The organism is Roseibium algae, assembly GCF_037783265.1.
GTDB classification, from domain to species: Bacteria; Pseudomonadota; Alphaproteobacteria; order Rhizobiales; family Stappiaceae; genus Roseibium; species Roseibium algae.
This window is the reverse complement of the sequence record NZ_JBAKIA010000004.1, coordinates 450,471-470,191: the sequence shown is the minus strand read 5'-3', so window position 1 is coordinate 470,191 and position 19,721 is coordinate 450,471. Positions and strand designations below refer to the sequence as shown.

Here is a 19,721-nt window from a genome sequence, read left to right as displayed (position 1 = left end):
ATGTCAACCGCTCAAACGCCAGCCAGCGACAGCAAAATTCTAATCTGCAACTGCTTCAAGACAATGGCGCTTGATGAAACAGCGAAGAGCCTTGGCGATCGCCTGGCAGCCCCGCTTTGCAGCCAGCTTTGCCGGGACGAAATCGGTGTTTTTGAAACCGCTCTTGAGGACGATTGTGAACTTGTTGTGGCCTGCACTCAAGAAGCACCACTTTTCCGTGAAATCGCAGAAGATGCAGAGGCTGGCGACCGTATTCGCTTCGTCAACATTCGCGAGACAGCTGGCTGGGCTGGAAAGCCTGCGAACCCGACCGCAAAAATTCAGGCACTGATCGCCGATGCAGACTTTCTGGCGGATGCTCGTCCGACCCCGGTCAAGTCGCTGGTGTCTGACGGGCTTTGCCTTGTTTATGGCGCAGGCCAAACCGCTCTTGATGCCGCCCTGGCTCTGGAAAACCAGCTGTCCGTCACCTTGGTTCTCACCTCTGTCGACGATGTGCTTTTGCCGTCCGTGCTGCCGTTTCCGATTTTCCGTGGCACGATCAAACGCCTGAAAGGATCGCTTGGTTTATTTGACGTGGAATTAAATGGCTATGCGCCGATGCTGCCGTCTTCGCGTAGCAAGCCTGAATTTCTGATGCCACGGGACGGTGCGCGCTCCTCATGTTCGCTGGTCATCGACCTCAGCGGCGAGACTGCGCCGATCACTGCCTCCCACAAGCGCGACGGCTATCTGCGTGCAGATCCCTCGGACACCATCAAGGTCGCCAAGATCCTGCGGGAAGCTGAAGAGCTCATCGGCGAGTTTGAAAAACCGCTTTACGTTGCTTATCAAGCCGACATATGCGCCCACAGCCATGCGGGAAAAGCCGGCTGTAGCAACTGTCTTGATGCCTGCCCGGCTGGAGCCATTCAATCGACTGGCGAAAAGATCGCTATTGATTCAGGAATCTGCGGTGGTTGCGGCAGTTGCGCGGCAACCTGTCCAACTGGCGCTATCAGCTATCAGTACCCCTATCGCTCCGACTTGCTTGACCGCGTGCAGAGGCTGTTGGGACTTTATCAAAATGCAGGCGGCTCTGAGCCGGTCCTTCTGGTTCACGGCAATGAGCATGGTTCAGTTGTCATAAGCGCTCTGGCCCGCTTCGGCGACGGCCTGCCTGACAATGTGCTGCCACTGGGTGTTCATGGAATCACCGGGTTTGGGCACGAGGCGATGATAGCGGCGTTTCTGGCCGGGGCACAGCGGATCGTGTTTCTGAGCGACCCGGCGCAGCGCGACGAGCTGCTGCCTTTGGAAACCGAAGCAGAGCTTGCCCGGGCGCTGATCTCCGGCATGGGACATTCCCAAGAACATCGAATTGATATCCTCAGCGACAGCGACCCGCATAATCTGTCAGCGCTTCTTTGCCAGGCGACACCGGGCAAAATCGTCGAAGAACCGCGACGAATATCACCTGTTGGCGGAAAGCGCGACGTGGCGCGGCTTGCGATCACGGCCCTGCACAATGCTTCGCCCAATGCCCCAATCGTTTTGCCCCTGCCCGAGACTGCGCCTTACGGCCAGATCAAGATCGCGAGTGAAGGGTGTACGCTTTGCCTTTCGTGTGTTTCAGCCTGTCCGGCAGGTGCCCTCAGCGATGATCCGGATCGCCCGCAGGTCAGCTTCACCGAATCGGCCTGCGTGCAATGCGGTCTGTGTCAAACGACCTGTCCGGAAAATGTCATTACGCTGGAGGCAAGGTTCAACATCGACGTCTCCGCGATGCAATCCAAAGTTCTGCATTCAGAAGAACCTGCCGCCTGCACATCTTGCGGCAAGGAATTCGGCACCAAGTCTTCAATTGAGCGGATCAAGACCCAACTCGCAGGCAAGCATCACATGTTCCGCTCTGAGGCTCAGATTGGCCTGATCGAAATGTGCGATGATTGCCGCATCAATGCCCAATGGAACATGGATGACAGTCCACTGCGCTCAGGCTCTGTCCCAGGTTCAGGCCAACGCCCACGCCTGCGCACGACGGATGATTATCTGGACGCAGAGAAAAGCGGCCTGACTGTCGAAGACTTCCTGAAAGAGCACTGAACGAAAAATCCGGAGAGGCTCACCCCCCTCTCCGGATGCTGATCACAGCAATTTACTCTCAGTTTGAATCGTGCCGTTCAAAAACCATGGCAGCGCCGACGCAGACCCATGCAGCCACCATGCAAACGGCCATGACGGCCACCATTGGCCAGACTGTGTTCGGCCACATGGAATCAGACAGCATCCATGCGACGAGCGCACTTGTCAGAGCCCCAAGCCCAATCTGAAGACTGCCGCTCAAACCAGAAGCAGCCCCTGCCAGCTCAGGCTGAACACTGACCGCTCCGGACAAGGCACTTGGAAGGCAAATGCCATTGCCTAGGCCGATGAAGAACATTGGCACGAACAGCGCCAAAGGATGGGCGAACCCCTCCCAGGACAAAAAGACGAGCGCGACTATCGCCAAGGCCGGCAAGACGGATCCGACGAGGACCATTTTCAAAACACCGACACGTCCCGAGACGCGACCGGATATGCCATTTCCGATAATATAGCCAGCTGCCACGAACATGAAGTAGAGCCCCATCTCTTTTGGGCTCATACCGAGCATACCGGCTGCAATAAATGGCGCACCGCCGATATAGGCAAAGAAGAGCGATGACGTAAACATCGCCGTCAGGGAATAGGCCCAGAACAGTTTGTGAGATCCCAGAGAAGCATAATTGCGCCAAAGGCCTGAAATCCCGCCATTTTTCGCTTTTCTGTGATTGGTCTCATGCAGGTTGAATATAGCGGCAACAAAGACGCCCACACCCAACAAGACCATCAGGTAAAAGCCCCCGACCCAACCGTAAAACCCATCCAGAAACCCGCCTAGAACAGGGGCTAGCATCGGTCCGATTGCCATGCCCATGGTGACATAGCCGATCATGCTGGCGGCCTTGTCGCGCTCATGGAGATCGCGAATAATCGCTCGGCCGAGCGTCAGGCCAGTGCACCCACCGACGGCTTGAACAAGACGGGCAAGGATCAAAGCCTCAATCGTTGGTGCCAACAGGCACATTACACTGCCAACCGTATAAAGCCCCATTCCCAGCAGAATCACAGGTCGACGACCATATCGATCCGAGAGCGGCCCCAGAAAGATCTGAGCGATGGCAATCGCAACAAAGTAGAGCGACATGGTCAGCTGCACTTTCGCCGTTGTCGTCGAGAATGCATCCACCATGCCCGACAGGGATGGCAGAAAGATATTCATCGAGACCGGAGAAACGGTCGAAATAACGATGAGAATAGCAAGAGACGGCACCCGCTTGGGAAGCGTCTCTGAAGCTGACGATGTATCGGTTGTCATATGCCTGGTGGGAACCTCTGGGCGAGGATTAAAGGTGGACCATAGAAGTACCTAGCCGCAAAAACAAGCACCCGACAGTGCAACCTTTGAGCGAACCACCCCTCAGCTATTGGCCAGCTTTCTTTCGCGTAAAAATGTATACAGGCCGGTCGCGATGATGATCATTGTGCCAAGCATCGTCATGGCATCGGGGACATCGCCCCAGATCAGAAACCCCAGCGTCAAGGCCCATAGAACGGCGGAATAACGGAAGGGCGCAACCAGAGTGATGTCACCAGACCGCATAGCCAGGATGATGAAGACATAACCGAGCAGAATGAAACCGGCAGCACCGGCAAGGCCCATAAGGTCATAAGTCGTCATGGGCTGCCAGGTTTCTGACAAGGACAGGCCACCACCCAGAACAGTAACACCTATCGCCGTCATCAAGCTCACGCCAAATGTCGGAATTTCCGCAGGCATCTGGCGGGTACTGAGATCCCGTAGCGCCATGAAAAACACACCAGCCAGTGCGACCAGGGCCCAAACATCGAAGCCTTGAAAGCCCGGACGTATGATCAGCATGACGCCGGTGAAGCCTGCACCAATCGCCGTCCAGCGCCGCCATCCGACAGAACTCTTGAACACGATAGCTGCGCCTGCGGTCACCACAAGAGGCAGAGCTTGCAAAATAGCCGTCGCATTGGCAATGGGCATTTTCATCAAGGCGGTCAGATAAAGCAGGGTTGCCATGACCTCACCAATGCTTCTCATCAGAACCTTCGGATGCATCAAGAGATGGGCTTTGCGAAACACACCTGTGGCCATACAGATAGCCAACAGAAGGCCTATACTGATGACGCCGCGGACAAAGATCATCTGACCGAGCGGGAGATGGCCCGAAACAAGTTTCATCAAAGAATCATTGATGATGAAGCCAGCGTTTGCCACGAGCATGGCCATGACCGCTCGGCTGTTTTCGCGAAAATCCAAAAGCTGCTCCTCGCGCAAAAGCTGCCTGGTTGACTTGGATTTATTCAACGAGGACGAATGGCTTTGCAGGTCGTTTTAAAAATCGCGCGGTTTCTCACGCTCCATTGCATCAGCTGCCAGAGGCCAGCGGCAGATTGACCAGAAGATTTTGTGGCTTCATGCGGATCTTCTTGTCTTTGGTCATGGCAATCCCCAACCAGACCGGCTTGCCACGAAGGTCCGAGCGCATATCACTCCGGGTCTGGAAATCCAAACGGAACAGTCCAAGAATGCGCATGTTTTCCTCCTCAGACAGCCCTTCCTGATTGTAAAGGGCGTTGAGAATAGACGTGCTATCCGCGTCAAGACCAATATGCCATGACCAATGTTCATCGCGAATTTTTTGAACCGGCTGGATGCGAACATCGACCTTGGAGAAATGACGGATCCAGTCTTCCAGAACACGGGCGAAAGCATCAGGGCCCGGTTGCGTGAAGCGAAAGTCCAATGCCGTATCAAACCGGTCAGACCGCTCCCAATAGAGCTCAGCATTGTCTTCGCCCAGCACATCCAGCGCGACTTCGCGCATGGGAGTGCCTGATTCCATCAACAATGCCCCCAAGCCACCAAGCCCTCCGGTCTCCGACATCATCTCAACGATTTCAGAATCAGCGATTGTGACCATGCCTTCGTTGAGGGTGACGACCTGCTCCCGAAAGAACAATTCAGCAGCGCGCAGACGGAGTGGATCCTGACAGGTTCTGAGAATGTTACTAAGGATCAGATGCACCATCTGCCCAATGAACACAGGCGGGATCGTGATCGCCCCTTCCTTGAACAAGGCAGCGTAGGCCGCCTCCACGGTTTTATGCGCCATCAGGTGATCTCGGAACGCCAATACAATCCGGTAATTGTCCGCCGTATCGCGGTCAATCATGGGTTCCAGATCTTCTTCGCTAATCTCGCAGAAGGGATTGCTCATCAGCCGATCGAACAGCTGATGTTCAACCGGACAGGATTCTTCGACAGGATGAATTTCAGGCCGGGTCAAATACGCCTTGACCAGGTCAGGCGTCACCCGCAGCCAGCCATTGGCTTCCCGTTCGACGAGATGATATCCGGCAGATTTCCAAAATGGCCGCATCAGGGTTCCTCCACCACGTCCCAGACCCGCGTATGCGGTTTGTCTCCAGGAGGGCTCACAATGTGAAAACGTTCCTCAATTTGCCCCTCGTCGCTGATTTCGCGTTGCAAGGCAAGCAAGGTGTTGAGCGGTACGCCTTCGGCAAGCTCCCGCCCAAAAGATATTTCCTCGCGCGCAGCATTGAGCGCCGAGTTTGAATCGGGCGCGCCATAGTGCTCGACAAGATGGTCAGCCAGTATCCGCTCGCACACAGCGACATCTTCCTCAGTTGCTTCAGCCACGCTCACGACAGTCGAGAATCCGAAAGACCCCAGCGCCAGAAAACCACTTACAAAAGCCTGACGTTCCTTGCCGCCAAGGTCCGAAGGATCGCCAAAACGACCGGAGGCAAACATGAAACTGCCCGGAATAGCCCACTCGTTTTCGCCCGCGGCCCTTGGGAAAACATGGCTATCGGAAGCGTCAAAACGGATGGCGCGCAATAGTCGCGGCATGAAGCGTGTCCCTTTCGCGCCGGTCAGGCAGGCTTTTCAATGCCAGTACCCGGCAAAGGGCTGGCAAGCGTAGACGTCGCCAAATGGTCGACAACCGAAAGCACTTTGATGCTGCCATCTGTTTTCAAGAGCAAGTTTCCTGTGTCGTCCAGCCCCATGAATTGCCCCTGAAGACCAACGCCCTCCTCACCGACCTGCACTACCTTCTGGTATCCGTCGCAGCGGAACAGCCAGGCCTCATGAACAGGTTTGAAGCCATCGGTTTCCCACCGATGAACCCAGGTGAGGAAATGCCGGGCCAAGGATTCCATCGCAGGCACCGCCTCGACGTCGATAGCGCCCTCGTCCCATAGAGTCGTTGTGTCCCTGTCAGCTCCAGGCTCCACGTTGCCCAAAGGTTTCAAAGCAAATTTCGCCCCCAGAACCAACCAGTCCGGCGCACCATTGTCGTCATCGCCTTCGCTGATTTGCATACGGATGGTTCCCAGACGGGCAGCATTAGCGTAGACCGCAAGAGGCCAGTTCCAGGTTATGGCTGTTTCCGGCGGGCAAATCGCACCCAGAGCATCAGCGCAGGACACCATCAGCACGAACAGCATTTCCTGGACGCGCGCGCGCTCGACGTCAGGCTCCAACACCACGGCAAAAGAGATCGTTTCTGTCTCGCAGGACCAGAAAACGTTCCCCGCCTCTGCCTGACCTTCGCGCACAGCTGTGACCGCTGTGTCAAACGGATCCAGCGGCGGCAGCACTGGTCTGCCACTTAGCAAGGGCGGAAAAGAAGGATCAAAATTTAGCGGGTCGGACATGGACACTTTCTATCGGTCGTTCTTCTCAACACTTAACCGAGGTCAATTTTGCCTTTGACTTCGTGAGAGAAATCAGCGCCCTCAATGGTCAAGGTAACCTTAGCATTTAAAGCACCTTCGGTGAGGCCGGACTTGCGAACATGCTCTTCAATCGCCTGCTGGGAGGTCACGCCGACCTGCTTGAGAAACTTGCGCATAGACATGTTGAATGTGTCATTGGTCATTTGATATCCTTTCAAGGAATGGCCCACTGACCCATTCGGATCAGGTGTCCATTTCGATATTTCGTGCAGTTTTGATAAAGCGATTCAAGTCAATCAGAAACTGATTAAAGTCGCTGACAACCTGATTCAGATCACAGATACAACTTATTGATTTTTATATGGGATCAATGTTCCCCGCCACGCTCACCCATATCCGGGTCCAAGCGTACTGAGTCGTTCCGATCACTGGTGTTCACCGTCATCGATGAATAATCCAGCTCCTGTGTCAAAACAAACCAAGCCCCGACACCAATCACCGCTGTGGCGCAAAGGCCAGAAATGAACGCCTTCATTGGGCGGTTCCTCCATGTTCTGCTTTCGAACCGTTCGGGTTCGTTGCATGTTTCAAGAATGCCACAAGAGCATCACGATCCTCTACCGATTTCAGGCGCTGGATCGGCATTTTTGAACCCGGGGTGATAACATCCGGGCCGTAATCAAAAAGGTCTGCAATGGATTTCGCATTCCAGACGAAATCAGCATCAAGCAAGGCCTTGGAATAGGGATAGCCCGGGAGTGTCCCGACTTGCCGACCAAAGACGCCGAACAAAGTTGGCCCTGCCCTGTTGCCGCCATTGGGTGTCAACGTGTGACAGACCGAACATTTACGCGCGAACTGCAGCTCGCCCGGATCATCCGCATCAGACACCTGAAACCTGCGTGGGAAGTGCACGTCGACCGGCTCGAATGGTTTGCGCGGTGCGACTTGCCAAAGATGTGGCTGGTCATCCAGGCCTGCATAGAAGAGCTGGTCACCATTGCCCGTGAAAGCAAGGCCCCAGACCGGACCATAGGGGTTTTGAAACTCTTCCAGAAGCTCCCAGGACACCGTGTCGAATACCCGGATTACTCCTTCTCCTCCGCCGCTCGCCGCACGCTTGCCATCCGGCGAAATCGCCAGAGACAAGACCGGCCTGCTGTGCAGTGGCAGAACTTTCGTTTCCTGACCACTTTCAATATCGAGCACGCCGAGTTTTCCATCCGTGACGCCAAACAACAAGCTCTTGCCATCCGGCAGCACTTTAAGGGTATTGACGCCCCAACCCAAGTTGATCAGCTCACGTTCCATGGCCCCGCTGACTGCATCAAACTGACGAATGCCGCCGTCATAGGAGGCCGTGAAGAGCTTGTCACTGTCCAATGAGAACGCCACATCGTTGACGTTGCCCCGGTGATTATCAAGCCTCGCAATCAATCCGGGATCATCGGCTTCCAGATCATAGAGCCTGGCTTGATTTTCCCAGGAAGCGACCGCCACATAACGACCGTTCGGCGACACTTCCAGACTGAGCACCTTCTCTCCTAGTCCGGGAAACCGAAGCAAAATGTTGCCTGTCGCCAGATCCCACACGATCAGATCACTGTCATCGGAAACCGAGGCGGCCCTGTTGCCCGGCAAAAACCGAATGTCATTCACCGCAGCATTGTGACCTGTCAGTCTCAATGGCGCTGATATCTGGCTGTTGTCATCCGGCTTGTTCCACAGCAGAGCCGTGTAGTCGAACGACGTTGACAACAGGCGCTCGCCAGTCTCATCCAGAACCACCGACTTGACCGGCCCACCATGCCCTTCGAGCCGTTCCGGCCACTGGGCAAGAGCGCTGCAAAGGCCCGCCAAGACACCGGCGGCGGAGATCGCCATCAGCTGCCAGAACCGGCGGATCGGCTCATGTACCATGGGACATGCCCTGAGATGGGCCATGAGAGCGCCCCTATTCGGCGGGCTGCGGCGACGCGCCACCTGACGGGGCCTTTTGCGTTTTGGACTGTTCTTCATCGACCCAAATCGAATGGTGTTCCTTGGCCCAGTTCAAATCCACTTCTCCGGTCCCCATGGCATCAAAGGCACCTTCCATCCCAATGGAACCGATGTAGATGTGCGCCATGATCACGCAGACCATGAAGATCGCCATGATGGAGTGCCAAAGCGAGTTCAGTTGCTGCTCTTGCAGAACCGACAAGGCGGCTGGAAGCTCAGTCCCAAAGATCATGTTGATCTTGCCAAAGGTGCCCGCGAAGAAATGGGTGGTGAATGGGAACATCAGTGCCCACCCAGAAACTGACAGAGACACACCGCCGACGATGACCAACCAGAAAATCACCTTTTGACCCGCGTTGAACTTCTTGGCAGGCGGATGATATTTTGACGAAAACAAACCGCCGCCTTGCAGGACCCACTTGACGTCGGTGCGGTCCGGCAAATTGTGCTTGACCCACATGACAAAGACCATCAGCAGACCAGCCATGAAGGCAAAGGCGAGGTAGTTGTGCAGATATTTACCCATTTGTGTGATGAAGGCGAACGCGCCATCGCCGATCAATGGCTTCAACACGTATCGGCCGTAGAGCACGTTGAGACCTGTCAGACCCAGTACAACAAAGGAAATGGCAAGCATCCAATGGCCAAACCGCTCCATCGCCTTGAAGCGCGTAATGGTTTGCGTTGACGGTCCGGCTCCAATCCGAACGCGCCCACGAATGGCATAGAACAGCGCCAGCAGCACGATTGTGGCCAGCATGGCCCAGCTTGCATAGAGTGACAGCGGCCCGTTGCGCAATGACCGCCAGGCCTCGCCCTCAGACTGTATTAAAGTCCCGGCCTTCTTGTCCGGGATCGAAACATTGCCGTTGACGCCGCCGCGAACCGCGCGCCAGTAATCAGCATCGGAGGTCACCCCAAGCACATCACCTGGAACAGCACCGCCAGTCGGGCTCTGCGTCTGAACAGGATCAAGGCGCACTGAGCTTTGGGCGGATGCTTGCCCCGGCAAAATGGCCACAAATGCCAGCAGCAGGCAAAGCAGCGCGGCCGCGCTCCAAAGAGCTCTTGCACCTGTCATCATCCGGTTCCCGTTCATCTTGCCGTTCATCGGATTCTCCTGTGTCATAATTCTGCTGAGCCTGTTTTTCGTGCTGAGGCTGTCTCGGCGATGGAAGCCATCACAATCGCCGGTATCAACCCACATTCAATCTTGTTATCGGCACTTAACCGATCAGAATTTCTGCAGCTGCCCACGAGCGCGCAACTTATGGCGCTGCTCTTCGCTCAACTTGGTATCAGGTCTCCCGGCATAGACGCCCTTTTCGAGCGTAATGACCCGGTTCTCTTCCGCTTCGCGGCACCCGGCCAAGCCTGTCAGACAGATCAGAGTCGCCGCCAAAAGCAGTTTTGCGGATCTATTGGTCAAATCTCTGGTCCTCGATGCTTTCCTGAAATTTCATGGCAGAGGACGGAGACTGCCAAATGGCTGCCTCCGTCCTCCTTATTTTCTAGTTCCGGGCGACCTGAGCCTGGGCTCAAATCCATGGATCTCAATACGGCTTAAAAGTTGCCGGCTTTCTGCTCATAAGCAGTGCCCCAACCCCAAGCGCCGGATCCGAACCCACGTGCAACAACACGTTCGCGGTAGATCGCGGAAACGACATCCCCGTCACCAGCCAAGAGCGCCTTGGTCGAGCACATTTCCGCGCAGAGTGGCAGTTTGCCTTCTGCAAGACGGTTGCGACCGTACTTCTGGAATTCTGCTGCTGAGTTGTCCTCTTCCGGACCACCGGAACAGAATGTGCACTTGTCCATTTTGCCGCGGGATCCAAAGTTGCCCGCTTGCGGATACTGCGGCGCACCAAATGGGCAGGCATAGAAGCAGTAACCACAGCCAATGCATAGATCCTTGGAATGCAAAACCACGCCATCATCTGACTGGTAGAAACAATCCACCGGACAAACAGCCGTGCAAGGTGCATCGGAACAGTGCATGCAAGCGACCGAGATCGAACGCTCACCCGGCTTACCGTCGTTGATCGTCACAACGCGGCGACGGTTGATGCCCCAAGGCACCTCGTTTTCGTTTTTACACGCTGTAACGCAGGCGTTGCACTCGATGCAGCGTTCAGCGTCACAGAGGAATTTCATACGTGCCATGAGTTTTTCCTCCCTTAAGCTGCCCGCTCGACGCGGCACAGAGTGGCTTTTGTTTCCTGCATCTGGGTCACACTGTCGTAGCCATAGGTCTGCGCCGTGTTGGTCGCCTCCCCAAGGACATACGGATCAGAGCCCGCCGGATACTTGTGACGTTGGTCTTCGCCCTGATAATGCCCACCAAAGTGGAATGGCATGAACGTCACACCACGTCCCACACGATGGGTCGTCATCGCCATGACCTTGACCTTTCCGCCTTCAGGGCCATGCACCCAGACCATCTCGCCGTCACGAATACCAAGGTCATTCGCATCAGCAGGGTTGATCTCGATGAACATGTCCTGCTGCAACTCAGCCAGCCATGGGTTCGAGCGTGTTTCGTCGCCGCCGCCCTCATATTCGACCAGTCGGCCGGATGTGAGGATCATCGGGAAGTCCTTGGAGAAATCATTCTCCTGGATCGACTTGTAGGCCGTCGGGACACGCCAGAAGGTCTTGTCCTCATATGTGGCATACTTGTCGAGAAGGTCACGACGGTTTGTGTAGAGCGGCTCACGATGGACAGGGACCGGATCCGGGAAGGTCCAAACCACGGCACGGGCCTTGGCATTGCCGTAAGGGGCACAGCCATGTTTGATCGCAACGCGCTGGATACCACCGGAAAGATCGGTCTTCCAGTTGGTCTTATCACCGGCAACCGCTTCAATGGCAGAGCGTTCTTCGTCTGTCAGATCGCCATCCCAGCCCAGGCTCTTGAGCATCGCCATGCTGAACTCTGGATAGCCGTCCTGAATTTCAGAATCGACCGGCCATGAATCCTCTGCAAGGAGATTGTCGCCGTCGCGTTCGACACCGAAACGGGCGCGGAATGGCATGCCGCCTTCAGCAACAGGCATCGACGGATCATACAGGTTCGCAGATCCTGGATGGCCCATTTCTGCAGTGCCCCAGCACGGCCAAGGCATTCCGTAGAACTCGCCATCGCAAGGTCCACCCAACGCCCGCAGCGAGGTGCGGTCAAAGGTGTACTGATTTGCCATGTGGAGCTTCATCCGCTCTGGAGACTGGCCAGTATAGCCAATCGTCCACATGCCCTTGTTGAACTCGCGGGTCACATCTTCAATCAAAGGCTCTTCACCATTGATTTCAATGTTCTTGAACATCTCATCCGCAAAGCCGAGCTTGGTTGCCAGCTTGTACATGATGGTGTGATCAGGAAGGCTTTCGAACAATGGCTCGACGACCTTCTCACGCCACTGCAGGGAGCGGTTGGAGGCTGTGACCGAACCAGAGGTCTCGAACTGTGTCGTGGCCGGGAGAAGATAGACACCGTCCTTACGGTCGGACAACACTGCAGACATGGTTGGATATGGATCGATCACGACCAGAGTGTCGAGTTTCTCCATCGCCACTTTCATGTCCGGCAAACGGGTCTGGGAGTTCGGGGCATGACCCCAGAACACCATGACCTTGGTGTTTGCAGGCTGCTGCAGATTGTCTTCGTCTTCCAGAACACCATCAATCCAGCGGGACACGGGAATGCCCTTCTGGTTGATCATGGCCACGTCCTTGCCATCAGCGCCCTTCATGGTCGCAAATTTACCCCGGATGTAGCTGTTTTCCACGTCCCAGACGCGGGACCAATGAGCCCAAGCGCCGTCGGACAGGCCGTAGTAACCTGGAAGGGTATCAGCCAGAACACCAAGATCGGTCGCGCCCTGAACATTGTCATGGCCGCGGAAGATGTTGGTGCCGCCGCCCGCCTTGCCCATGTTGCCAAGAGCAAGCTGCAACACGCAATAAGCGCGGGTGTTGTTGTTGCCGTTTGAGTGCTGCGTGCCGCCCATACACCAGATCACGGTGCCCGGACGATTGTTCGCAAGCGTCTTGGCGACGCGTTTCATCTGGGAACCGGGAACGCCAGTGACGCGCTCGACTTCCTCAGGATTCCAGTTGGCAACTTCAGCCTTGATCTGATCCATGCCCCAGACACGCTGGCGGATGAATTCCTTGTCTTCCCAGCCATTTTCGAAGATGTGCCACAGGATGCCCCAAACGAGGGCAACGTCCGAACCTGGACGGAAGCGGACATATTCGGTGGCATGAGCCGCCGTACGGGTAAAGCGCGGATCACAAACGATCAGCGGAGCGTTGTTCTCTTCCTTCGCCTTCAGCACATGAAGCAATGAGACCGGATGAGCTTCAGCCGGGTTGCCGCCGATGATGAAGATGGCGCGGGAGTTATGAATATCATTGTAGGAGTTTGTCATTGCGCCGTAGCCCCAGGTGTTGGCAACACCTGCAACTGTGGTCGAATGACAGATCCGAGCCTGGTGATCGACGTTGTTCGTGCCGAAGAAGGCCGCGAACTTGCGCATCAGATACGCCTGCTCATTATTGTGCTTGGCGGAACCGAGCCAGTAAACACTGTCCGGACCATCCTGCTCACGCACTTCGAGCATCTTGTCGCCAAGTTCGTCAATCGCCTGATCCCAGGAGATCCGTTCCCATTTGCCGCCAACCAGTTTGGTTGGGTACTTCAGCCGACGTTCACCGTGCGCATGTTCACGCACCGCAGCGCCTTTGGCACAATGAGAACCAAGGTTGAACGGGCTGTCGAAACCAGGTTCCTGACCGACCCAGACACCATCCTTGACTTCGGCCAGAACCGTACAGCCAACAGAACAATGGGTGCAGACCGATTTTTTGATGTCGACTTTACCAACCGTAGCTGCCTGCGCCTGTGCCTTCTGCACCATGCCACCAGATGCAGCCGTTACAGCAGCAAGACCGCCTGCCGCGACGCCAGAGCGTCGCAGAAAGGTTCGCCGATCCATTGTTGCCGAACTAAAATCGGCAAAGGCTGAGGACAGTCGGCCGCGCCGAGCGACTCCACTTGTCTTTTTCCTAAGCATTCTTGTTTCTCCCTCAAACGGGACACTGCAGGGAAAGCCCCCTACTGATCCCGAACCTGCCGCCTGGTCGCGTCCCGAAGCAGCTGGCTGTTTGCTTTAAAAGCGTGCGGTTTCGTAGGCTTTCTTCACATGGTCGGTTTCCCGGTAGCCAGCACCGGCATCATCCGATGACACAGCTGCCTGAGCGCCACCGCTGACGATGGTTGCACCGCCTGCAAGAGTGCCGAGCCCGGCAAGCTTTAGAAAATTGCGCCGATCGGCAGGGTCCTGGGTTTTCTTATCCGTCATCGTTGCTCTCCAGCTCTCAAACGTTTCGGTGTCCCCGCCTCTCCAAGCATCAGGACCTCGACTTCAAAGACTTGAGCAGCACCGCGACGCACCGCTCAGAGTGAATTATTCCGTCATGGCGAAGGCATCCGCCTCCACCGCCATGAAAACAGTTCCAAGCACGCCTACCGCTGCATAAAACGGATCAGACTTGATTGCGGCGAGGTCTTTGAAAAAGTGCCCCGCCCACGAACCAATATGCTCAATGAAAAATTTGCGCTGCTCTTCCAGCGTCGCGACCTGACCGAATTCACCCATGATCAAGCCTTCCATCATTTGCATGAGAGCAGCGATATGATCTTCAGGTTCGGAAACACCCTCAGAGCGCTCAATGCCGAAACGAGCCATACTTGCACGCAGATCGGCAAGCGGCTTTTCATGCAGAAAACCGGTCAGGTAATAGGAGCCATAGGGAAGCAGCTCGCCGCGCCCGACACCAATGAAAAGATCCTGATAGATCCGCGACAAACCTTCTGGCGTCGATCCGGCAGCAGCTTTTGAAAGCGCAGCCAGTTCCCCGCCAAGAGCTGTGTCATCGGACTCAAGATTACGGATTGTTGTAAGGTCTGCATCGCTCGGCGCAGCCTGAAGCATACGGCCAATAAAGCCATATAGCACCGCCCGATCAACGTCCTCGGGCGCGATTACTTCTCTCAACGACGTCAAATGCGACATCTATACAGTCTCCCTCAGCGCCGATAATTGCTCCGAAGTCCAACAGTCGCAAATGAAATCAATTTTGCGCCGCACTTATAGATGTTACTTTACGCTATTTACGTTATTTTTTTATATATTAGGAAAATTAAACATAAAAATACATATAAACAACAATTTATGCTGCGCCGCATTATCAACAGACTCAGATAGAAAAGAGAGGCGCAACTCAGTAACTGAAGAGTTAATAGCTCAAAACATGAGTATTTACCACCTGTTCTACCAGGACAAAGAGCCTGACAGAAGAAGAGTGAAATCTATATAAATCCATAAAAATCAGTCACTTAATCTTTAACAAAACACTCAAAATCAACACCAGCGTGCACATTCAGGAACAGACGCCTTTTTATATTTAATCCGCTCCAGAACCGCCTCCAAAAGCTCAATATTGCATTGCACAATATTTATTTTGAAAAAGATTTATTCGCTCAAGTTAAAGATACCACAAATACTCAAGTTAAATTCCATTACATTTACAAAAAGACATCAAGTTAAAGGAGTTCAAGCTGGCAATTTCGGGCTGAATTGACGACCACCAGCAACATGCCCAATTCGTGGGAGGCCCATTCACCGGAAGTCACAAAAAATCCCCGCCCAAGGGCCGACGGACTGCAGCCATAGAGCGAGGATTGATGTTCAGTATTCTCGTAAGCTGACTTCGATGAACAATGTCAGGAGCAGACTGGTCAATCGATAACAATTTTCGGCGCAGCCCGGCTGCCATCACCTTCGTATCTGTCGATTTCAGCTGTCACCCGGGCAGCAATCTCGCGATAGACCTTGGCATGTTGCCCGTCCGGATCAGACACGACGACTGGCGTTCCGGCATCCGACGTCTCACGAATTTGCATATCGAGTGGCACCTCCCCGAGAAACGGCACGCCGAGCTTTTCAGCTTCCGCACGCGCACCGCCATGACCAAATATGTCATGACGCCCGCCGCAGTCAGGGCAGAGGAAGTAGCTCATGTTCTCGATGATGCCGAGGACTGGAACATCAACACGGCGGAACATATTTAGTCCCTTGCGCGCATCAATCAGTGCTAGGTCCTGCGGCGTCGAAACAATCACAGCTCCCGCCAAAGGAACTTGCTGGGCCATGGTAAGCTGCGCGTCACCTGTTCCAGGTGGCATATCAACAACCAGAACGTCCAGCTCACCCCAAGCCACTTCACGCAGCATCTGGGTCAAGGCCGATATGACCATCGGGCCACGCCAGATCATCGGCGTTTCCTCTTCGACCATGAAGCCCATGGACATGACTTTGATGCCATAGCCTTCCAGCGGCTTCAAAATACGCCCCGACACTGGCTCTGGACGACCGGTAACATTAAACAGCCGAGGCACGGATGGACCGTATATATCCGCATCAAGCACGCCGACCTTGAAGCCGTTTGCCTGCAAGCCCAGCGCCAGATTGGCCGTTGTGGTGGACTTGCCGACACCACCTTTGCCCGAAGCAACTGCGATAATGGTCTTCACACCAGGCACACCAGGCTTTTGGCCTGTCTGCTCTTCTCCACCTTTTGCCGCGATTTTTGCCTGCATGGGAGGTGGAACGCTGCCCATCTGGGCTTTGCTTGGAGCAGGACGCACAGGTGCGGGGGCCGAAGCGCTTGTGCCGCCCCCCGCCTTTTCAGCGGTCAACGCGACCATTGCCGCCTCGACTCCGTCAATTTCCTTGACCACTTTTTCTGCGGCTTGCCGAAGCGGTTCTAATTGCTGGGCCCGTTCAGCCGGAACCGTGATGGAAAAGGCCACCCGGCCATCAGACACAAACACGTCTGAAATCAGACCAAGGGACACCAGGTCCCCTTCAAGATCCGGCCCCTTGACCTTGGACAGCCGGTCCAGAACCGCCTTCTTGATCGCTTCGCTCATTAAATCTTCCTGAATTCACGTCCGATGCATGACCTATTCACAGGCCAAATCATGTGCGCTTAACGTAGTCACGATCACGCCGTCGTCAATCAATCAAACATGGCGTCAATGCTAGACGTCCCTTGGGCATGCCGACAGGCAACGGTTTTGCCAGCAGATGAATGGGCTTAACCAGCAAAATTCGAACCCGAGAAAAGTGCTTACAACAAGATGAAGACTTGCCCGGCCATATCGTCGCGGGTGCTATTCAACTCCCCACGCCCATGCAACAAAGTTACCTGCCTGCGAACAAACCCTACACCTGCGAGTCCTAATGACCACAAGTTTTACGATGCTTCCTCCAGAAAGCCGATTGCACGGCTACATGAAACCTGGCGACTTCATTGATTGCGTCGAAACCAATCCGATCGACCCGAATTTGTCGATCAGCGCGTTGGCACGCCAATTAATGGCCTCAAAACCCAGCTGGATGCCGGCATTACTTGCTCTTAGAGACGCACTTGTGGCGCCCTTTGGAGTCAAAACGACACAAGATATTCTGACGAGCGAAGCCGCACTCTCAAACTCCAGTCAAAGCAAAGCGAGCACAGACCTCACATCAGGGGACTATGTGTCTTTCTTTCGCGTTCAGGAGGTCCACGAGAGCGAAATTATTCTGGGCGAAGACGACAGGCATCTGAATTTCCGCATCACGCTCTTTAAACCCGAGCCTGCCTCAGGTCGTATATTCTTAGCGACCTGGGTTCATCGAAACAACCTGATGGGCAGAATTTACCTAACTGCCATCATGCCATTTCACAAGGCAATTGTTTTTCAAATGGCCAAGGGCTTGAGTCACAAACCAAAAGTCAGCTAGTTTCAACTTCCGAGCTCTCTTCACACGGGACCTTTCCATGACAGCAATTCTCATCACAGGTGCCAACCGGGGCATCGGGCTGGAACTTGCCAAGTCCGCATTGGACAAGGGCTGGACTGTGTACGGATCCGCCCGCACGGCGGAACAGGGCGATGAGATGGCACGCTATCACCCCGGCATTCTCCCTCTCATCTTTGACGTGACCGACCGAGCAGCAATTGCAGAAGCAGCTGCATGCCTGGAAGAGCCGATTGATATCCTGATCAACAATGCCGGCATCATTGGGCCGGACCGACAGTCCACACTGGATATGGACTTCGATGGCTTTGCCCAGACTCTCGCCGTCAATACGCTTGCGCCTCTGGCAGTGGCGCAAGCCTTTCTGCCTCACCTCAAAAAATCAGCGGCTGCGCGGATCCTGACGGTGTCCAGCCAGATGGCATGGATGGGTTATTCCAAGTCTGACAGGATTGCTTATCGAGCATCAAAATCCGCAGTAAACAAAGTCATGCAGGGGCTGTCTGCAGATCTGGAAGCTGATAGCGTCTCCGTCTGCCTGATCGATCCGGGCTGGGTTCAAACCGACATGGGCGGTGCAGAGGCGGATAACCCCGCCTCTGATGTCGCCAAAGGAATCATTGCGATTGCCGACACACTGACAATATCCGGTACGGGCAAATTCTTTAAGTGGACGGGTGATGAACGCCCATTCTAAACTCTTCTCAAGACATACCGATTCAACTTAGAGAGTTTTTCCATGAGCTGGCCTGATCCAATTTCCCTGCAGGGTGACTTTGTCGTACTGGCACCACTATCCCAGGACCACGCAGCGGATCTGACAGAAGCAGCCAATGATGGTGAAGTGTACAAGCTCTGGTACACCAGCATTCCAGCTCCCGATGCAGTCCCCGCAGAGATTGATCGTCGTCTCGCCCTCCAGAAAGCGGGTTCCATGCTGCCCTTCGCCATTTTGGACAAGATCAGCGGCAAAGCTGTAGGCATGACAACCTACATGAACATTGATGCACTGAACCGCCGGGTTGAAATTGGATCAACATGGTACCGCAAAGCCGTGCAGCGCTCCCCCTTCAACACGGAATGCAAGCTGTTACTTCTGACCCATGCGTTCGAGGAATTGAATTGCATTGCCGTTGAATTCCGCACCCACTTCATGAACCAGCAAAGCCGCGGCGCAATCGAGCGACTTGGTGCAAAGCTTGATGGTATATTGCGCTCGCATCAGAAGATGGCAGACGGCTCTCTGCGCGACACGGTGGTTTATTCGATCATTGCCTGCGAATGGCCGTCGATAAAAAACCACCTGGAATGGCAACTTGCAAAACCCCGCGGTTAAACCGCAGCAGGCACTATAGCAAAATAACTGTAAAAAATAACATTTCCAAACAATTAAATTACCGCAATTGGACACTAATAATCTAAAAAACTTAGAAATATTGAAATTTCATAAGTGTACATTCAGAATATATTTACGCCCCACACCTTTCATTCGATTCACAGTCAAAAAGAACCCTACTTTGGGAGCTTTTGAACGAAGGAGGTGATGAAATGAGCGACCTTTTTTATCTCTGCTATAAAAGCACGATTTCAATATCAAGCGACTTTGAATCCCATGATGACAAGGTCAGCAATATCGTGGAGACGGCGCGCCGCAAAAACAGTGCCGAGAACGTGACCGGATGCCTGTTGTTCACCAAGGACTATTTCTTTCAGGTGCTGGAAGGCACTGAGGAAACCGTTCGAGCGACATTCGACCGGATCCGTCAGGATACACGACATCAGGACATCCAGATTCTCAGCGAAGGTGAACTGGACAGCAGAAAGTTTCCAAATAGCTGGATGGGCTTTTCTGAACATGCGGTTTCCCATGACACCCTTTTCAGTGAGATCGGCTCGGCAATTGCCGATGCCGGAGGCAATTTAACCTATGCTGATACAATGGTGGTGTTGAGCAATGTTGCGACCCTGATGGCGCCGAGAGGAAACGGGCAGGCAGCAGCGGCAGGCTAAACCGCATCTCAAGAGTTGGGATTTCTAGAAATTGCCCAACGT

At 54.4% G+C, this 19,721-nt stretch carries 20 protein-coding genes; 5 read left to right on the top strand and 15 right to left on the bottom strand.

The features are described 5' to 3' along the window. The gene (locus V6575_RS08540; RefSeq protein WP_340273845.1) at window positions 1-2,085 is read left to right on the top strand and encodes a 4Fe-4S dicluster domain-containing protein; all 2,085 of its coding nucleotides are present in this window, start codon (window positions 1-3) and stop codon (window positions 2,083-2,085) included. Window positions 2,086-2,143: 58 nt separating this feature from the next. Here the strand turns inward: V6575_RS08540 and V6575_RS08535 are convergent, their stop codons facing one another. The 15 genes from V6575_RS08535 to apbC all read right to left on the bottom strand — a co-directional run bounded on the left by V6575_RS08535 (window position 2,144) and on the right by apbC (window position 16,795). Further along, window positions 2,144-3,379 carry a multidrug effflux MFS transporter gene (locus tag V6575_RS08535; protein WP_340273844.1) on the bottom strand — a complete coding sequence of 412 codons (1,236 nt, stop codon included), beginning with the start codon at window positions 3,377-3,379 and terminating at the stop codon, window positions 2,144-2,146. 102 nt (window positions 3,380-3,481) lie between these two features. Next, window positions 3,482-4,351, bottom strand: coding sequence for a DMT family transporter (locus V6575_RS08530; protein ID WP_340273843.1), 870 nt, complete (start codon window positions 4,349-4,351; stop codon window positions 3,482-3,484). Between the two features lie 109 nt (window positions 4,352-4,460). After that, complete coding sequence (locus V6575_RS08525) at window positions 4,461-5,474, bottom strand: DUF6352 family protein (RefSeq protein ID WP_340273841.1); 1,014 nt, start codon at window positions 5,472-5,474, stop codon at window positions 4,461-4,463. Next, window positions 5,474-5,968 carry a DUF6505 family protein gene (locus V6575_RS08520; RefSeq protein ID WP_340273840.1) on the bottom strand — a complete coding sequence of 165 codons (495 nt, stop codon included), beginning with the start codon at window positions 5,966-5,968 and terminating at the stop codon, window positions 5,474-5,476. Before V6575_RS08520 ends, V6575_RS08525 begins: the two co-directional genes overlap by 1 nt. Before the next feature lie 23 nt (window positions 5,969-5,991). Next, complete coding sequence (locus V6575_RS08515) at window positions 5,992-6,777, bottom strand: biotin/lipoate--protein ligase family protein (RefSeq protein ID WP_340273839.1); 786 nt, start codon at window positions 6,775-6,777, stop codon at window positions 5,992-5,994. 32 nt (window positions 6,778-6,809) lie between these two features. Then, entirely contained in the window at window positions 6,810-7,001 is a 192-nt protein-coding gene (locus V6575_RS08510; protein WP_340273838.1) for a DUF6494 family protein, read from the bottom strand. 164 nt (window positions 7,002-7,165) lie between these two features. Beyond that, entirely contained in the window at window positions 7,166-7,333 is a 168-nt protein-coding gene (locus V6575_RS08505; RefSeq protein WP_340273837.1) for a hypothetical protein, read from the bottom strand. Beyond that, window positions 7,330-8,742, bottom strand: a complete 1,413-nt coding sequence (locus V6575_RS08500) for a c-type cytochrome (RefSeq protein WP_340273836.1) — start codon at window positions 8,740-8,742, stop codon at window positions 7,330-7,332. Before V6575_RS08500 ends, V6575_RS08505 begins: the two co-directional genes overlap by 4 nt. A 10-nt stretch (window positions 8,743-8,752) precedes the next feature. Beyond that, window positions 8,753-9,910 carry a formate dehydrogenase subunit gamma gene (locus V6575_RS08495; RefSeq protein ID WP_340273835.1) on the bottom strand — a complete coding sequence of 386 codons (1,158 nt, stop codon included), beginning with the start codon at window positions 9,908-9,910 and terminating at the stop codon, window positions 8,753-8,755. Between the two features lie 123 nt (window positions 9,911-10,033). Further along, window positions 10,034-10,228, bottom strand: coding sequence for a hypothetical protein (locus tag V6575_RS08490; RefSeq protein ID WP_340273834.1), 195 nt, complete (start codon window positions 10,226-10,228; stop codon window positions 10,034-10,036). 134 nt (window positions 10,229-10,362) lie between these two features. Further along, window positions 10,363-10,962 carry a formate dehydrogenase FDH3 subunit beta gene (gene fdh3B / locus V6575_RS08485; protein ID WP_340273833.1) on the bottom strand — a complete coding sequence of 200 codons (600 nt, stop codon included), beginning with the start codon at window positions 10,960-10,962 and terminating at the stop codon, window positions 10,363-10,365. Between the two features lie 14 nt (window positions 10,963-10,976). Next, a complete protein-coding gene (locus V6575_RS08480) occupies window positions 10,977-13,874 on the bottom strand; it encodes a formate dehydrogenase subunit alpha (protein WP_340273832.1) in 2,898 nt (965 codons plus the stop codon). A gap of 96 nt (window positions 13,875-13,970) precedes the next feature. After that, the gene (locus V6575_RS08475; protein ID WP_340273831.1) at window positions 13,971-14,162 is read right to left on the bottom strand and encodes a twin-arginine translocation signal domain-containing protein; all 192 of its coding nucleotides are present in this window, start codon (window positions 14,160-14,162) and stop codon (window positions 13,971-13,973) included. 105 nt (window positions 14,163-14,267) lie between these two features. Further along, entirely contained in the window at window positions 14,268-14,876 is a 609-nt protein-coding gene (locus V6575_RS08470) for a TorD/DmsD family molecular chaperone (RefSeq protein WP_340273830.1), read from the bottom strand. Window positions 14,877-15,601: 725 nt separating this feature from the next. Further along, the gene (gene apbC, locus V6575_RS08465; protein WP_340273829.1) at window positions 15,602-16,795 is read right to left on the bottom strand and encodes an iron-sulfur cluster carrier protein ApbC; all 1,194 of its coding nucleotides are present in this window, start codon (window positions 16,793-16,795) and stop codon (window positions 15,602-15,604) included. A gap of 313 nt (window positions 16,796-17,108) precedes the next feature. Between apbC and V6575_RS08460 the strand changes: the two genes are divergently transcribed. The 4 genes from V6575_RS08460 to V6575_RS08445 all read left to right on the top strand — a co-directional run bounded on the left by V6575_RS08460 (window position 17,109) and on the right by V6575_RS08445 (window position 19,679). Further along, the gene (locus tag V6575_RS08460) at window positions 17,109-17,651 is read left to right on the top strand and encodes a DUF2867 domain-containing protein (protein WP_340273828.1); all 543 of its coding nucleotides are present in this window, start codon (window positions 17,109-17,111) and stop codon (window positions 17,649-17,651) included. A 37-nt stretch (window positions 17,652-17,688) separates the two neighbouring features. Beyond that, window positions 17,689-18,366 (top strand): SDR family NAD(P)-dependent oxidoreductase, encoded by a 678-nt coding sequence (locus V6575_RS08455; protein ID WP_340273827.1) that lies wholly within the window; start codon window positions 17,689-17,691, stop codon window positions 18,364-18,366. A gap of 42 nt (window positions 18,367-18,408) precedes the next feature. Continuing rightward, window positions 18,409-19,005: a GNAT family N-acetyltransferase gene (locus V6575_RS08450; protein WP_340273826.1), complete on the top strand. Its 597-nt coding sequence runs from the start codon at window positions 18,409-18,411 to the stop codon at window positions 19,003-19,005. Between the two features lie 212 nt (window positions 19,006-19,217). Next, entirely contained in the window at window positions 19,218-19,679 is a 462-nt protein-coding gene (locus tag V6575_RS08445; RefSeq protein WP_340273824.1) for a BLUF domain-containing protein, read from the top strand. The last annotated feature ends 42 nt before the right edge of the window (window positions 19,680-19,721 follow it).

Excerpts from the sequence above, each read along its gene's own strand:
- V6575_RS08540 (WP_340273845.1), top strand. The coding sequence starts at position 1 with ATGTCAACCGCTCAAACGCCAGCCAGCGACAGCAAAATTCTAATCTGC.
- V6575_RS08535 (WP_340273844.1), bottom strand. The coding sequence starts at position 3,379 with ATGACAACCGATACATCGTCAGCTTCAGAGACGCTTCCCAAGCGGGTG.
- V6575_RS08525 (WP_340273841.1), bottom strand. The coding sequence starts at position 5,474 with ATGCGGCCATTTTGGAAATCTGCCGGATATCATCTCGTCGAACGGGAA.
- V6575_RS08520 (WP_340273840.1), bottom strand. The coding sequence starts at position 5,968 with ATGCCGCGACTATTGCGCGCCATCCGTTTTGACGCTTCCGATAGCCAT.
- V6575_RS08515 (WP_340273839.1), bottom strand. The coding sequence starts at position 6,777 with ATGTCCGACCCGCTAAATTTTGATCCTTCTTTTCCGCCCTTGCTAAGT.
- V6575_RS08510 (WP_340273838.1), bottom strand. The coding sequence starts at position 7,001 with ATGACCAATGACACATTCAACATGTCTATGCGCAAGTTTCTCAAGCAG.
- V6575_RS08505 (WP_340273837.1), bottom strand. The coding sequence starts at position 7,333 with ATGAAGGCGTTCATTTCTGGCCTTTGCGCCACAGCGGTGATTGGTGTC.
- V6575_RS08500 (WP_340273836.1), bottom strand. The coding sequence starts at position 8,742 with ATGGCCCATCTCAGGGCATGTCCCATGGTACATGAGCCGATCCGCCGG.
- V6575_RS08495 (WP_340273835.1), bottom strand. The coding sequence starts at position 9,910 with ATGAACGGCAAGATGAACGGGAACCGGATGATGACAGGTGCAAGAGCT.
- fdh3B (WP_340273833.1), bottom strand. The coding sequence starts at position 10,962 with ATGGCACGTATGAAATTCCTCTGTGACGCTGAACGCTGCATCGAGTGC.
- V6575_RS08480 (WP_340273832.1), bottom strand. The coding sequence starts at position 13,874 with ATGCTTAGGAAAAAGACAAGTGGAGTCGCTCGGCGCGGCCGACTGTCC.
- V6575_RS08475 (WP_340273831.1), bottom strand. The coding sequence starts at position 14,162 with ATGACGGATAAGAAAACCCAGGACCCTGCCGATCGGCGCAATTTTCTA.
- V6575_RS08470 (WP_340273830.1), bottom strand. The coding sequence starts at position 14,876 with ATGTCGCATTTGACGTCGTTGAGAGAAGTAATCGCGCCCGAGGACGTT.
- apbC (WP_340273829.1), bottom strand. The coding sequence starts at position 16,795 with ATGAGCGAAGCGATCAAGAAGGCGGTTCTGGACCGGCTGTCCAAGGTC.
- V6575_RS08460 (WP_340273828.1), top strand. The coding sequence starts at position 17,109 with ATGACCACAAGTTTTACGATGCTTCCTCCAGAAAGCCGATTGCACGGC.
- V6575_RS08455 (WP_340273827.1), top strand. The coding sequence starts at position 17,689 with ATGACAGCAATTCTCATCACAGGTGCCAACCGGGGCATCGGGCTGGAA.
- V6575_RS08450 (WP_340273826.1), top strand. The coding sequence starts at position 18,409 with ATGAGCTGGCCTGATCCAATTTCCCTGCAGGGTGACTTTGTCGTACTG.
- V6575_RS08445 (WP_340273824.1), top strand. The coding sequence starts at position 19,218 with ATGAGCGACCTTTTTTATCTCTGCTATAAAAGCACGATTTCAATATCA.